Here is a 14,394-nt window from a genome sequence, read left to right as displayed (position 1 = left end):
ATGCTTATCTCCAGAAGACGTAACGCCGCTCGACGAAGCTGATCGCGCCGAAGAACACGAGGCTGATCGTCGAGGCGACGATGATGGCCGCCCAGACCTTGACGAAGTCGATCTGAAGCACTGCCTGGTAGATGACCCAGCCGAGGCCACCGTAAGCGCCGAGCATTTCGGTGACGATGGCCACCAGAACGCTGCGCACCGTCGAGACGCGCATGCCGGCGATGATCAGCGGCAGCGCGGTCGGCAGGCGCAGCCGCCAGACGATGGCAAACTGTCCGGCGCCGAAGGAGCGGATGAGATCGACCGTCTTGCGGTCGACCCGGTCGAGGCCGGCGATGGTGCTGAGAAAGATCGTGAAGGAGACGGCGATCGCTACCATCACCACCTTCGACGTCATGCCCATGCCGAACCAGAGCAGGACGAGCGGCGAATAGGCGACGACGGGGACCGAATTGATGGCGGTCGCCAGCGGCAGGACGACACCGCGCGCGGCGGGGATGACGGTGACGAGGACGGCGAGCGACATGCCGATGGCGCAGCCGATCACATAACCCGCAAGTGCTTCACCCGCCGTATAGGCGGTGGCGTCGAGAAGATTGCGAGCGTCCGAGACCATTCCGGAGAGAATGCTGGAAACCGAAGGCAGCACATAGGCGGGCAGGTTGAAGCCGCGCGCTGCCAGTTCCCATATAACCGCGATGAGCAGCGCGCCGGCGATGCCGCGGCCGATCTGGCGCAGGTTGTCCGTGCGTTGAGTGCTCATTTCTCGATCCCCCAGAAGACGATATGGCGCTCGGCCCAGGAAACGAGGCCATAGAGCCCCATGCCAAGACAGGCGGAGACGACGATGGTTGCCCAGATGCCGACGACGTTTTCGTTGTACATCGCCTGCAGCAGCAGCACGCCGAGGCCGGTCGTGTCGCCGAACCATTCGCCGACGATCGCACCGACGAGAGCCAGCGAAGAGGCGAGCTTCAACGCGACGAAGATCTGCGGCAAGGCGGCCGGCAGATAGATGCGCCGCAGGATCTGCCCGTCCCTGGCGCCGAAGCTGCGCATGAGTTGAACCTGCTTCGGATCGACCGACGAAAAGCCGAGGATGGCATTGACCGTCACCGGAAGGAAGCTGACGTAGAAGGAGATCACCGCCTTGGCGAACAGCGTGTTGCCGAACCAGAGCACGACCACGGCGCCGAAAGCGATGACCGGAATGGTCTGCGAGACGATGAAAAGCGGGAAGAACAGCTCGCGAAGCGCAGTCCAGCGATGGAAGACGACCGCGATCGCCACGCCGAACAGGCTACCGGCGACGAAGCCGAGCGCCGTCTCAAGGAAGGTCCGCCACAGGCCGGCAAGATAGGCGCCGGGCGTCGCCATGATGTTGGCGGCAATGGCACTTGGGCGCGGCAGATAATAGGGGCGGATACCGAAGGCCATGACGATCACCTCGATCGCCAACAGCCCTATGGCCAGCCACAGGATTGGTTTCACCGCTGCGTAGATCCTGCCCGTCGAGATGACGGGCAGGCTTGTCGCGGAAGCTTTCATTCCAGTCACAGGCGTCGTTCCTCGGCCGGGATCTTGTCGATGAAGGAAGCGTTGAAGGCCTTGTCGAGATCGACGGGCTTGGAGATCACGCCGTACTTGGCGAGCAGTTCGTTGGCCGAGCCGACGGCGGCCTTGTCGATCGTGAAGATGCCATCCGTGGAAGCTTTGCCCGCCGTCATCAGCGTCTTGATCTCGGACAGCATGAATTCCTGCTGGGCGCGGTCGAGAGTCGGCGCAATCTTCATGATGATGTCGATCGCCTCCTTCTCGTTGGCGAAGGCTTCTTTCCAACCCTTGACGCTGGCGCGCAGGAACTTCTCGACGAGCTCAGGCTTCTCGGCGGCGGTCTGTTCGGAAACGATCAGCGTATCGCGCGGGAAGGAAACGCCGCTGTCCTCGGGCACGAAGAGGTTGAGGTTTTCCTTACCGACGCGCTGGTTGATGACATAGAGCTCGTTGTAGCGGGTGGCGGTCACGACATCGACCTGCTCGTCGACGAAGGGGGTGACGGAAACCTGCTGCGGCTGGATATCAGCTTCCTTGGGATCGATGCCGGCCTTCGACAGCATGGCCGCAAGCACGTGGTTGGCCCCGGTGAACCAGGTCGTGATCTTCTTGCCCTTGAAATCGGCAACGCTCTGAACCGACCCGTCCTTGTGCGACACGAAGACGAATGGGGTCTGCTGATGTGCGACACCGATGCAGACGATCGGCAGACCCTTGTCACGTCCCGCGAAGACGCTGTCAGTGCCGCCGGAGAGGCCGAACGTGTCGGCGCCGGTGGCGACGAGGTTTTCGGTCAGAAGGTTCGGTCCGCCAGGATTGATGGTGAGGTTGATGCCCTCGTCCTTGTAATAGCCCTTTTCGAGCGCGACGTAGAAGCCGGCGAACTGGGCCTGCGTGAGCCACTTGAGGCGCAGGCTGGCATCGACCATCTCCTGTGCGGAGGCAGGAGCAGCGCCCATGCCGAGTGCCGGAAGCGTGATGGCAGCGGCAGCGAAAGCTGCGATGACGTTACGTCTGTTGAGCATGAAACCCTCTTTTATATTGTTCGTGACTTATCGTTACCCTCCCATCGATGTGCTTACTGCCGGAAGTCCGAGCCTTCCCGGTCCAGTTGACGCAGGAAAGCCGGCCACTCCCGTTCGCCGGCAATAAGAATGTCGCCTTTGCTCTCCCAGAACTGGCGTGCCGCCTTCTCGCAAACGTCGTGCGGCGGGACTACGAGCTCGGCGCCAGAAGCGCTCGCTGCCTGGAGATCGAGCTGGATGCGCGCTGCGCGCTCGAAGTAATAGAGCAGCATGAAGGCTTCGCCCGGCGTGCGGCCGATGGTGAGGATGCCGTGGTTGCGCATCAGCATCACCTTGTTGTCGCCAAGATGACTGATAAGGCGTTCCTGCTCCGCCAGATCGATGGCGACACCCTCATAGGCATGGAAGGCCTGGCGCTGATAGAAGCGCATGGCGAACTGGCTGAGCGGCAACAGGCCGCCCTTCTGCGACGATACGGCGACGCTGGCATCGGAATGCGTGTGCAGCACGCAGACGGCATCATGGCTCGACTTGTGGAGTGCGCCGTGAATGACGAAGGCGGCCTTGTTGACCGTGTAGGGGGTGTCGTCGAGCTTATTGCCTTCGATGTCGATCTTCACGAGGCTCGACGCGGTGATTTCCTCGAACAGGAAACCGTAGGGGTTGAGAAGGAACTGGTCATCGTGACCGGGCACGCGCATCGAGATGTGATTGTAGATCAGATCGTCCATGCCGAGGCGGGCAACCATGCGGTAGCAGGCGGCGAGATCGACGCGAGCCTTCCATTCGTCTTCGGCGATATGGGCCGGGCGACCCGAATAGTGGTCAGTCATAATCTGTTTCCTCATGCTTCAATTAGTGTCCGGCGACCTGGAAGGACTTCATGCTTTCCTCCTCGATTGCCTCAAGAAGAGTCTTTTTCAGTGAAATGAATTCGGGAGACGTCACGATGTCGGCCTTGCGCGGACGCGGCAGGTCGACAACCTGTTCGAGCTTCACCTTGCCTGGTCGCGCAGTCATGACCAGCACGCGGTCGCCGAGGAAGATAGCCTCGTCGACGTCGTGAGTGATGAACAGAACCGTGCGTTTGTGCTTCTGCCAGACATCGAGCAGCCAGCGCTGCATCATCGTGCGGGTGAGCGCATCGAGTGCGCCGAACGGTTCGTCGAGCAGCATCAGGTCGCGCTTGAACAGGAAGGTACGCATCAGCGCCACGCGCTGGCGCATGCCGCCTGAGAGCTGGTTGGGATACTGCTTCTCGAAGCCGGCGAGACCGAACTCGGGAAGCATCTCCATCGCCAGCTTGCGCGCCTCGGCGCGCGGCATGCCCTCGATTTCAAGCGCGATGATGGCGTTGTCGATGACATTGCGCCACGGCAGCAGCAGATCGCGCTGCGGCATGAAGGATACCTTGCCGAGCAGATCCGAAGCCGTGGAGCTCACGCCCTTCAGACGCAGGATATTACCCGCATCCGGCTCTTCCAGACCGGCAAGGATGTTGAAGAGCGTGCTCTTGCCGCAACCGGAGGGACCGACCACGGTGACCAGCTCACCAGGGCGAATGGACACCTCGAGATCACTCAGCGCCTTCGTCGCGCCGAAGGTCTTGGAGACGTTGCGCAGCTCAATGAGCGGCTTTCCGTCATCCATGGTATCGGCAGATTCGAGCAAGGCCGGAGCTGGGAGAGTGGCTTGCGCCTTTCGCGGTTTCAGCAACTCGATCAGCCCCATGGCGCCGGAAGCCGGACCGCGAGGAAATAGTTCGGCCGGCGTAATCGCCCTGTCAGTCATGAGCACGACTCCTGTCACGTATGCAAATCTTCGTCGAATAAATACAAGCAAGCACCGTGCCAGATGCAAAGCCACGTAATTTTCAACCCAGAAACCTACATTTACCGCGACAGAGAGCGGTAATTAGGTCTGCAATCACCGCATCAGCGCAATAATTATACATTTTTATCATTATTTGCATACATATACTCAATATTCGTGTTCCTGATGCGCTATTTGTTGTGCACGACGTGGGTATTTTTTAGCCATCAGACATCAAGGCTCGAAATATCGGCAAACAGCCATTTTCGCGGATGGGCATGCGCAAAAAAAGACCGGGAACGACGCCGTCCCCGGTCCTCGAAAATTGACGAAGAAGGCCTGGACCTAGGAGAGCGCCCGCTTCATCATCTCGAAGAAACCATTGTTCGACGCCTTCTCGACAACGCGGGCGTTGACCTTGAACTCGGGCCAGCGATTGCCGAGAACTGGCGGGTGAACGGCGGAGAATCCCCGGGTGATCTCACCCGCGGTCTCGATCCGGACAACGGCGTCGCGCGCAATCTCGATCAGATCGGAATTGAGCGCCATGGCGCAGGTCAAAGAGTCCGGATGCGTGCTGATCGGCCGACCATACCGCGCCTCGGCCGTCTGGCGGGGCGTGGCCGAAACCTTGCGGTAGAACTCCGACAGCGGCGTTTTCATCGCGAAGATTTCGTCGAGCTGGTCCGCTTCGAACAGGCTGGAGCGCATGGTGAGCGTCCAGGTCGAAAGCGTGATATTGAAGCCCGCCTCGAAGACGATCTTCGCCGCTTCCGGATCGATGAAGAAGTTGTATTCCGCGCAGGGCGTGATGTTGCCGACCGAGTTGTCGGTGCCGCCCATGATCCAGAGATGGCGAACCGCCTTGGCGATGCGCGGCTCCTTCATCACCGCCAGCGCGATGTTGGTCAGCGGCGCCTGGGCGAGGATGTCGATCTCGCCGGGCTCCGCCATCACCTTTTCGATGATCGCATCGACCGCATGCATCGTTTCAGGCCGCTGGCGGGCGATCGGCAGGTTGGCGCCGCTCATCCCGTCATTGCCGTGCATGGTGGAGGCTTCCCACGGCTTGACCATCGGTCGCCGTGCACCGCAGTAAACCGGCACCTTGCCGGAGAAGCCGGCGGCCTCGATGGTCGCCAGCGCGTTTTCCACCTGCTGGTCGAAAGGCACATTGCCGACGCAGACGGTCACCGCCTCCAGCGTCGACCCCGGCGTCTTCATGGCCAGCAGCAGGGAATAGGTATCATCCCCTGCGGTATCGGTATCGATGATAAGCCGCATCAGTAAAACTCGAATCCCATGGTACGGGCATGATAGTAGAGCCCGCCATCTTGCACGATCAAAAATTCGGCGCGGGTGTTGCCGTCATTGTGGTGGCTGTGCTTGGCGGCTGCAGGCGTGACCAGCGTTGCCCAGGGCGACCAGTCGCATTTCTGCTCGGCAACCATGGAGTAAGCGGGATCGCCGGCGACGACCAGCGTGATGGCGGCCGAATTGTGCTTGTGCGGCGGCTGCGCGCTCTTCGGCTTCAGCGTGTTCAGCGAGAGCGTCATGGTCGGCGTGATGTTGCGGGCGGCTTCAGTCTTTTCGGCCGAGAAGATCAGCGCGTGACCTGAGGTCGAGGCATTGGCGTTCGAGCTGTAGACCACGTCGAGCTGATGGGTGATTTCATCGGCCGGATAATGCACGAACTGCACCGCGGCTTCCTTGCCGGTCACCGGCGCGGAGGTGTCGAACTTCAGCTGCGGATCGTTGCCGACAGCCCAGAAGACGCAGTCGTCCGTGGCGGTGATCGCGGATGCGATGCCACCCGGCATAAGGAAGACGTCGCCCTTGCCGAGCGTCGCCGTCTCGTCACCGACGACCAAGCTGGAGCTGCCCTTGATGACGTACCAGATCGACGCCGTGTTCACGAGCGTCGTGTCCAGCGTTTCACCGGCCTTAACGACCGCATAGCGCGCCAGCATCAGCGGCGTCGTCGCGGCAAAGCCGCATTCCATCTTCTGTGACTGGTCGCAGTTGATGAAACCGGTCTTCTCCATCTTCATCGCCTCAGCCGGCTCGTCCATGAAGATGTGCCCCGGCACGGCGGGAAGCTTTATGTTGAAGGCATTGCCGGAATTGAAATAGCGGCTGCGCGCCTCGGCTGCGTTCGCGGGCTCGCGCGGCAGTTGGACCGGCATTTCGGCCATGTCGTTGGCTGTGCTCATCATGCATCTCCTTGGTTGAACGAAACACCGGCTTCCTCCAGAAGCAGGTCGAGAAGAACGGTCGCGCCGGCGGCGACATGATCCGGTTCGGACCATTCGTCCGGGTGGTGGCTGATGCCGCCCCGGCAGGGAATGAAGATCATCGCGGACCGCGTCAACGGCGCCATCTGCCGCGCATCGTGTCCGGCCGCAGAAAGAACGTCCAGACGCGACAATCCATGCCGGTCCGCCGAAACCCGGATCGCCTGCTTCAGTCCCTCGTCGAAACCGTTGGAAGGCGCGTCTACGAGGCGGCGGATCTCGACCTGGCAGGCGCCGGCCTCGGCGCGTGCGATCTCTTCCAGCCGGGCGCCGCACGCTTCCAGCACGGTATTTTCGGGATGGCGCAGGTCGATGCGGAAGCTAACCTTGGCCGGGACGACTGACGGCGCATTGGGCTCGACGACGACGCGGCCGATGGTGAACTTGATCAGATCCTCGCCGGCCATCGCATCATGCATCCGCGTCGCCATGCGCGCGAACGCCCGCACCGCATCCTGCCGGCGGCTCATCGGCTCGGTGCCGGCATGTGCCTCGCGGCCGGTGATCGTGATATCGTAGGTTTTCTTGCCTTGGATGCCGGAGACGACGCCGATAACGGCCCCTTCCGTTTCCAACACATCGGCCTGCTCGATATGTGGCTCGATGTAGGCGTGCATCGGAAAACCAAGCTCGCGACGAGGCAAATCGGGGAACGCGGCATGCAACGAGCCGAGAGCTTCACCGACGCTAATACCGTCCGCATCGCGCACGGCCATCACTTCTTCGGAAGTGCGCATACCAGTAAAGAGCTCGGAGCCCATCATGCCGGGAGCGAAGCGGCTGCCCTCTTCGTTCATCCAGCCGACGACCGTGATAGAACGCTCGAGCGTCAGGCCTGCTTCCGATATCGCGGTCACGGCCTCGAGCGCGGCGAGCACGCCGAAGGCCCCATCAAAAAGACCGCCTGTCGGCTGGCTGTCGATGTGACTGCCGGCAACGACAGGCGCCAGGTGGGGAAGCACGCCTTTGAGGGTAAGAAACAGATTGCCCGCCGGATCGGTCGAAGCTTCGAGGCCGGCCGCCGCACCCCAGGCGATGATCCGCCGCCATGCCAGGATCTCCTCGCCCGAGAGCGCCTGACGGTTGACGCCGCCACCGGGCAGCGCGCCATCCTTGCCGAGGGCCATCAGGCGGGTCCAGAGCCGGTCGGGAGAGATTGCGGGCCGCGCCATGTCTTTTACTCCGTCCGCATCACCTGGCCGGGATCAGCGCGCGGATCGCGCACTTTCCAGGCGCCCTGCTCCACCTGGGCGATGAAGTCGGACACGAGGGAATTGAACAGCATAGGTTCTTCGAGGTTCAGCGTATGGCCGGTCTTCGGGAAGATGGCGAGACCTGCAGCCGGCAACATTTTCTTGAGGTAGATCGAAGGCTGCAGGCAGTGATCGTCCTCGTCGCCGGTCATGACCAGCGTCGGCACCCTCATCGTCTTCAGCTGCTCTTCGAGATCCCAGAAGGACGGGCGGCGGCACTGGACACCGCGCATGGTGTTGGCGGCACCGATAGCCGAATGATGCGACAGGCGCTCGGCAAAGGCCGCCCAGCCACGCGGATCCTTGTTCTGGAACTGCACCCGGCTGGCGCCGAGCGAATAGATCTTCGAGAACCCAACCGGATCCTTCTCGAAATTGTCGGCGACTTTCAGCGAGGTGTTGCGGAAATAGTCAGCGGTTTCCCGCTCTGTCCCGTAACCGGCGCCGGCAACCGTTAGCGACAGCGCGCGCTCCGGCGTGCGAAGGCCGAAATGCAGGGTGGCGAAGCCGCCCATGGACAGGCCGGCGATATGCGCCTTTTCGATGCCGAGCGCATCGAGCACGGCAACCGCGTCATCGGCGGCATTGGCCTGCGAATACATCTCCATATCCGTGGGGATATCGGATGGCGCATAACCGCGCGCCGCATAGGTGATGCAGCGGTGACGACGGGCAAAGAAGCTCATCTGCGGTTCCCAGGCATCGTAATTGCCGCCGAACTCGTGGATGAACAGGATCGGCGTTCCGCCCTCTCCTGCCGTCTCGTAGTAAAGCTTCGTTCCATCCTTGGCGGTCGCGTACATGTGAAAGCCTCTTTGCCTCGTATCGTCGATGGATATGCCGGCCCTAGAAAAGGGCCGGAACGTCGTTGAGCGTGCGCGCGGTTTCGATATAGCGCGGAAGGCCTTCGCAGAAGCGCTCCGCCCAGGCCGATGGTACCGAGGTCGAGACCTTGATGAAGCGATCACCGAACGCGGCCGTGTGGTAACGACCCTGGCGGATCATTACACCCTCGCGACGGGCGGCTTCGACGATGGCCTCGGGAGAAACGCCGGTGGAGGCGGTCTCGAGAACCAGGAAGTTGCCATGCGAGACCGGGATCGGAACCGAAAGACCGGTCGCCTTGGAGGCCTCGATGATCATCGCCTTGTTGGCGCTGTCGATGCGGCGCACGTCCTTCATCCATTCCGACTTGACCGAAAGGCCAGCCATCGCCGCGCGCTGGGCCACGACCGATGCACCAAGCACCGAGGTGGAGGCTGCCGAGAACTCGTCGACCAGCTTCGGCTCGGCGACGAGCGCACCGATGCGCATGCCGGCGAGACCGAGCCACTTGGAGAACGACAGCGAAACCACCGTGCCCTCGGGCGCGACCTGCAACACCGGCGTATGGCCTTCGGCGAAATCGCGATAGGTGCAATCGTGGATCAGCAGCGCGCCGACCGAACGGGCGATCTCGGCGAAGGCTTCGATCTCTTCGCGGTCATAACGGATGCCGAGCGGATTGTTCGGATCGACGATGTAGATGATGGCGCAACGCTCATCGACGTTGGCGCGCAGTGCCTCGGGCGCCAGCTTGTAGTTGACGGAAGCGTCGTAGATCGGAATCTGGACAACTTCGGCACCAGCCTGCTCGGCGAACATGCACGGCCACTTCCAGGTGGGGTCGGTGGTAACGAACGTGGTGCCAGGCTTCGACCGCGCTTTGCAGATCATCGCGAGCGCATTGACGCCGCCTTCAGTGACAAGCGCTTCGGCCGAGGTTCCGGCGACGCCGAGATCGGCGACGATCGCGCTGCGCAGTGCCTCGAAGCCCATCGGCGGGGCATAGGCGTTGAACTCGCCCGCCTCGACCGAGCGGATCATGGCTTCCGCGACCGCCGGATGGGCGGGCACATGGTTGGTGTTCTGACCCATCCACGCCAGATCAGGCGTGGAGAACAGGTCGTCGAAATAGCGGTTGCGGGTGCGTGCGTCGGCCATGAATCAGATCACCGAACCGCGTGCTGCAATGCCGCCGTCGATCGTGACGACCGTGCCGCTGATGTAGCCGGCCTTGGGCGACGCCAGGAAGACGCAGAGATCGGCGACTTCTTCGGCGGTTGCCGGACGCTTGCCCGGGTACTTGTCGTAGAGTTCTTCCCAGCGGCTCTCGTCGCCGAGCATGTCGATCGCCTTGCGCTTCATGATCTTGAACATGCGCGGGGTATCGACCGGGCCGGGGTTGACGCCGACGACGCGGATGCCTTCGTCCATGCTGCGGCCGCCGAGCGCCTTGGTGAAACTCATCAGCGCGGCATTGCCAGTGGAACCGGCAAAGTATGCGGCATCCCAATTCTCGCCGGAATTGCCGATGACGTTGATGATGACGCCGCCCTTGCCCTTGCGGCGCTTCCAGAACTCACGCGCCAGCGTGATGTAGCCGAACACCTTGAGATCGAAGCCGCGACGGATCGATTCGTCCGTGACGTCCTCAATCGAACCTGCAGGGATATCGCCTGCATTGTTCATCAGAATATCGTAGTCGCCGCAGGCCTTGTCGAGCGCCACCATGGCCTCGGTCGTGCCGAGATCAGCTTCATGTACGGTAACGTTGACCGGATACTGCGCCAGCTCGGCCTTCAGCTCTTCCATCGCCGCGCCGTTACGGGCGGCAAGGTGAAGGTGACATCCTTCAGCAGCCAGTACTTTCGCGATGGCATGACCGATGCCCTGCGAGGCTCCAGTGATCAGTGCCGTCTTTCCAGCAAGATTAAGTTCCACCTGCATCTCCTATATGAATACATATTTCGCCTTCTTGCATACGCCGATTTATGATCATGTCCATAGAGTTTTTTGCGATCCAATTGGAATTTTTTACCACCAAAGCGCAATTTGACGAACATTTTCGCACGCAATGCGAATTAATGAGGCACGCAGCTTATTTGTTTAGCGTTTGCGCGATTATTTTCGAAAACTCATTTCGTGTATACGAATAGCTATTGCACGAATACCGAAAAGGCATAATGTCGCATCCAAGCCCTCGGGCGGAATGACCTCTGAAACAGACGGCTGGAATTTTCATGGCAGATGTGTCCCTCAAAAACGTAGGGAAGACTTACGAAAACGCCTCGGCGAATACGATCGAGAACCTGAACCTGAACATTCGCAGCGGTGAGTTCGTGGTGCTTGTCGGCCCGTCGGGCTGCGGCAAGTCGACGACGCTCCGTATGTTGGCGGGCCTTGAGGAGTTGACCGACGGCGAGATCTGGATCGGCAACCGGCGTGTGGACGAGCTGGAGCCGCGCGATCGCAACATCGCCATGGTGTTCCAGAACTACGCGCTTTATCCGCATATGACGGTGGCGCAGAACATGAGCTTCGGCCTGAAGCTCTCGGGCATGGAAAAGGCCGAGATTCGCCGCCGCGTCGAGGATGCGGCCAAGGTCCTCGATATCTCCGCCCTGCTGGAGCGCCGCCCCAAGCAGCTCTCAGGTGGCCAGCGCCAGCGCGTCGCCATGGGTCGCGCGATGGTCCGCGATCCCGCCGTCTTCCTGTTCGACGAGCCACTTTCCAACCTCGATGCGAAGCTCCGCGGGCAGATGCGCGCGGAAATCCGCCGCCTACACAAACGGCTAAAGGCGACCACTGTCTACGTCACCCACGATCAGGTCGAGGCGATGACGCTGGCCGACCGCGTGGTGGTGCTGAACAAGGGTCTGATCGAGCAGCAGGGAACGCCGCAGGAACTCTACGAACGTCCGGCCACGCGTTTCGTCGCGGGTTTCATCGGCAGCCCGACCATGAATTTCCTGCCGGCCGACGTCGTTATGGAAGGCGAAGTGCCGACGCTGAAGTTTGCGGGGGCCATGCTCGCCGCTCCCGCCGACAAGCTCGAAGCCTTGAAGGCCTACGCCGGCCGCCGTGTCGAGATCGGCCTGCGCCCCGAACATTTCCTGGCCGATGGCACAACGGAGATCTCCGTCCCAGTCGACATGGCCGAACTGCTCGGCCCGACGACACTCGTTCATTTCACGCTCGAGGGCGTTGCCTGTTCGGCCATGCTGCCGCCGGAGTTCGCCGCGGCCGAGGGGCAGACGCAGTCGCTGCGCATCGCCCGTGACCGCATGTCTCTCTTCGACCCGGATACCGGCCGCGCCATCTGACGCGACCACTGCCTGTACGACTGCATAAAAACAAGGAGAACAGCTGATGAATGCACGCATACTCTTTCTCGCCGGCCTGCTTGGCGCCACCGCGCTTGGCGGCACCGGCGCATTTGCCCAGGACAGCGCTGCCTGTACCGGCGAGGCCGTGACGCTGCGCATTTTGCGCACGCCGGGAAACTACCCCTATCCGGCGCCGATGGAGGCCTGGCAGAAGGAAAATCCCTGCGTCAAGTTCGAGATCAACGAAGTTCCCTTCGCCCAGCTGGCCGACACGATCTCCGTTCAGGCCGCGAGCTCCAATCCGCCTGACGTGCTGGTTTACGACGGTCCGAACACCCAGTCTTACGCCGCCTCCGGTATCCTGCTGCCCATCACCAAGTACCTGCCAAAGGGCTGGGACGAGGACATCCTTCCCGCAACCAAGGCCGAGCACAGCTACGAAGGCGAGGTCTATTCGCCGGGCATCGAGCAGACCACGGTCGCCATGTACTACAACAAGAAGCTCGTCGAAGCCGCCGGCATCAAGCCGCCGCAGACGCTCGACAAGGCCTGGACCTGGCCGGAAGCACTGGCTGCTTTCAAGGCCTGCCAGCAGGGGCCGGCCGGCGCACCGAGCGTCTGGGGTCTCGGCCCGACCCGTTTCGGCAACGGCCAGCCCGGCCTCGTCTATCAGGACCTGATCTACCAGCGTTCAGCCGGCGACCCGAAGGCCGATCCGGAAAGCTCCGCCTACAAGACCTTCTGGGCACTCTCCAAGGACGGTAAGTCGGTCGAGGGATACCTGAACACGCCGGAAGCGATCGAAGCCCTGAAGTTCTACAAGTCGCTCTTCAATTCCGAAGGTGTCGCGCCCAAGGTCGGCATTCCGAATGCCTTCTTCGACGGCAAGGCCTGCTTCTACATCGATACGCCTGCCGCCGGCAGCGCGCTGATCAAGGATCCGAAGATCGAATGGGGCATCACCCCGATCCCGTACTTCAAGACCCCGATCGTCCACACCGGCTCGACCACGATCGGCGCGACGGCGCGTTCCAAGCATCCCGATATCGCTGCAAAGTTCGTGGTCGACATGTCCACGGGTGAATACGCCTACATGAACGTCAGCCAGCGCGGCAATCTTCCTACACTGAAGAGCCTCTTCCCACGCTTCGAGACCTACAATTCCTATCCGATGAAGGTCTTCGTCGATCAGCTGCAGGAATGGGGCCAGCCGCGTCCTCCGGGTCCGAAGTTCGCCCAGTACGACAAGCTCGTTACCGATGCTCTGCGTGCCGTGGCCTTCGGCGGCGATCCAGCCGACCTGATGGCGGACGCCGAGAAGAAAGTACAGCGAGTTCTCGATCGCTAAGCATTGGACGCAAGAATGTCGGTCTCAAATACCCTATCCACGGCTTCGGCCACAGCGAAACCAAAAACGCGAAAACCCGCTACCAAGCGGCAGAAGCGGGATTGGCTGTTTGCGGCCGGCTTCCTTGCGCCGTTCATGATCCTGTTGCTGGTTTTCCAGTACGTGCCCTTGCTCGTCATGGCCCGCAACAGCGTCTATGACTACTCCCTGCTCAACCCGGCCGCCGCAAAGTTCGTCGGGTTGCGCAACTTCACCGACATGATCGATTATGACGATGCCGCCGTCTCCTTCGGCGTTACCTTCCTCTTCGCGCTCGGCGTCGTCGTCTTCGTCATCCCGGTCGCCTTCTCGCTGGCGCTCTTCCTCAATTCGAAGCTGCCGGCGCGCGGCCTTGTCCGCACCATGATCATGCTGCCGGTCGTGACCTCCTCCGTGGTCGTCGCCACCATGTGGTCTTTCCTGCTCGACCCCTCGAACGGCCTGATCAACGGTGTGCTGAACATCGTCGGTATCGGCAACCAGCCCTTCCTGACGTCGACGAGCCAGGCGCTTCCGGCCCTGATCGCCATGACGCTCTGGCAGCAGGTCGGCTTCGGCGCCATCCTGTTCCTCGCCGGCCTGCAGGGCCTGCCGGTGGAACTGACGGAGGCCGCCCGTATCGACGGCGCCACGCGCCGCCAGGTTCTCTGGAACGTGACGATCCCGCTTCTGTCCCGTACGACGCTCTTCGTCGTCGTGATCATGACGGTGTTTTCGCTGCAGGCCTTCGCGCCCGCCTTCCTGATGACCCAGGGCGGACCGCAGGACAGCACCAACCTGATCGTCTACCACATCTACAACAGCGCCTTCATCATGCAGCAGGCCGGCTATGCCTCGGCACTCTCGGTGGCGCTGCTGCTCGTGGTGCTTGCCATCTCCATGGCGCAGATGGCTCTGCTGCGCTCTCGCTGGAATTACTGA

The 14,394-nt window shown here is 61.6% G+C and carries 14 protein-coding genes; 3 read left to right on the top strand and 11 right to left on the bottom strand.

Features of this window, described 5'->3' with window-relative positions; translation table 11 throughout:
• Positions 1 to 4 precede the first annotated feature (4 nt).
• The 11 genes from ACIQUB_RS20710 to ACIQUB_RS20660 form a co-directional block, all read right to left on the bottom strand.
• Complete coding sequence (locus tag ACIQUB_RS20710) at positions 5 to 763, bottom strand: ABC transporter permease (protein ID WP_402931700.1); 759 nt, start codon at positions 761 to 763, stop codon at positions 5 to 7.
• Complete coding sequence (locus ACIQUB_RS20705; RefSeq protein ID WP_402931987.1) at positions 760 to 1,548, bottom strand: ABC transporter permease; 789 nt, start codon at positions 1,546 to 1,548, stop codon at positions 760 to 762. Before ACIQUB_RS20705 ends, ACIQUB_RS20710 begins: the two co-directional genes overlap by 4 nt.
• Before the next feature lie 5 nt (positions 1,549 to 1,553).
• On the bottom strand, positions 1,554 to 2,579 hold the full coding sequence (locus ACIQUB_RS20700) for an ABC transporter substrate-binding protein (RefSeq protein WP_402931698.1): 1,026 nt from the start codon (positions 2,577 to 2,579) through the stop codon (positions 1,554 to 1,556).
• A gap of 53 nt (positions 2,580 to 2,632) precedes the next feature.
• The gene (locus ACIQUB_RS20695) at positions 2,633 to 3,412 is read right to left on the bottom strand and encodes a class II aldolase/adducin family protein (RefSeq protein WP_402931696.1); all 780 of its coding nucleotides are present in this window, start codon (positions 3,410 to 3,412) and stop codon (positions 2,633 to 2,635) included.
• A gap of 22 nt (positions 3,413 to 3,434) precedes the next feature.
• On the bottom strand, positions 3,435 to 4,370 hold the full coding sequence (locus ACIQUB_RS20690) for an ABC transporter ATP-binding protein (RefSeq protein ID WP_402931694.1): 936 nt from the start codon (positions 4,368 to 4,370) through the stop codon (positions 3,435 to 3,437).
• Between the two features lie 366 nt (positions 4,371 to 4,736).
• Positions 4,737 to 5,675, bottom strand: a complete 939-nt coding sequence (locus ACIQUB_RS20685; protein WP_402931692.1) for a nucleoside hydrolase — start codon at positions 5,673 to 5,675, stop codon at positions 4,737 to 4,739.
• On the bottom strand, positions 5,675 to 6,604 hold the full coding sequence (locus tag ACIQUB_RS20680) for a cupin domain-containing protein (RefSeq protein ID WP_402931690.1): 930 nt from the start codon (positions 6,602 to 6,604) through the stop codon (positions 5,675 to 5,677). Before ACIQUB_RS20680 ends, ACIQUB_RS20685 begins: the two co-directional genes overlap by 1 nt.
• Entirely contained in the window at positions 6,604 to 7,857 is a 1,254-nt protein-coding gene (locus tag ACIQUB_RS20675) for a hydantoinase/carbamoylase family amidase (RefSeq protein ID WP_402931688.1), read from the bottom strand. The genes ACIQUB_RS20680 and ACIQUB_RS20675 overlap by 1 nt, the downstream gene beginning before the upstream one ends.
• A gap of 5 nt (positions 7,858 to 7,862) precedes the next feature.
• Entirely contained in the window at positions 7,863 to 8,741 is an 879-nt protein-coding gene (locus tag ACIQUB_RS20670) for an alpha/beta fold hydrolase (protein WP_402931686.1), read from the bottom strand.
• Between the two features lie 43 nt (positions 8,742 to 8,784).
• Positions 8,785 to 9,921: a pyridoxal phosphate-dependent aminotransferase gene (locus ACIQUB_RS20665; protein ID WP_402931684.1), complete on the bottom strand. Its 1,137-nt coding sequence runs from the start codon at positions 9,919 to 9,921 to the stop codon at positions 8,785 to 8,787.
• Between the two features lie 3 nt (positions 9,922 to 9,924).
• On the bottom strand, positions 9,925 to 10,707 hold the full coding sequence (locus tag ACIQUB_RS20660) for an SDR family oxidoreductase (RefSeq protein ID WP_289718282.1): 783 nt from the start codon (positions 10,705 to 10,707) through the stop codon (positions 9,925 to 9,927).
• Between the two features lie 293 nt (positions 10,708 to 11,000).
• Between ACIQUB_RS20660 and ACIQUB_RS20655 the strand changes: the two genes are divergently transcribed.
• From ACIQUB_RS20655 to ACIQUB_RS20645, 3 genes are read left to right on the top strand one after another with little or no spacing between them, the layout of a single operon-like run.
• Positions 11,001 to 12,083: an ABC transporter ATP-binding protein gene (locus ACIQUB_RS20655; RefSeq protein WP_402931682.1), complete on the top strand. Its 1,083-nt coding sequence runs from the start codon at positions 11,001 to 11,003 to the stop codon at positions 12,081 to 12,083.
• A gap of 46 nt (positions 12,084 to 12,129) precedes the next feature.
• On the top strand, positions 12,130 to 13,434 hold the full coding sequence (locus tag ACIQUB_RS20650) for an ABC transporter substrate-binding protein (RefSeq protein WP_402931680.1): 1,305 nt from the start codon (positions 12,130 to 12,132) through the stop codon (positions 13,432 to 13,434).
• 15 nt (positions 13,435 to 13,449) lie between these two features.
• Positions 13,450 to 14,394, top strand: coding sequence for a carbohydrate ABC transporter permease (locus tag ACIQUB_RS20645; RefSeq protein ID WP_402931678.1), 945 nt, complete (start codon positions 13,450 to 13,452; stop codon positions 14,392 to 14,394).

The organism is Rhizobium sp. NPDC090275 (assembly GCF_044772225.1).
Taxonomy (GTDB): domain Bacteria; phylum Pseudomonadota; class Alphaproteobacteria; order Rhizobiales; family Rhizobiaceae; genus Rhizobium.
Note: the sequence above shows the minus strand (reverse complement) of the source record. Positions and strands in the feature narration are given on the sequence as shown.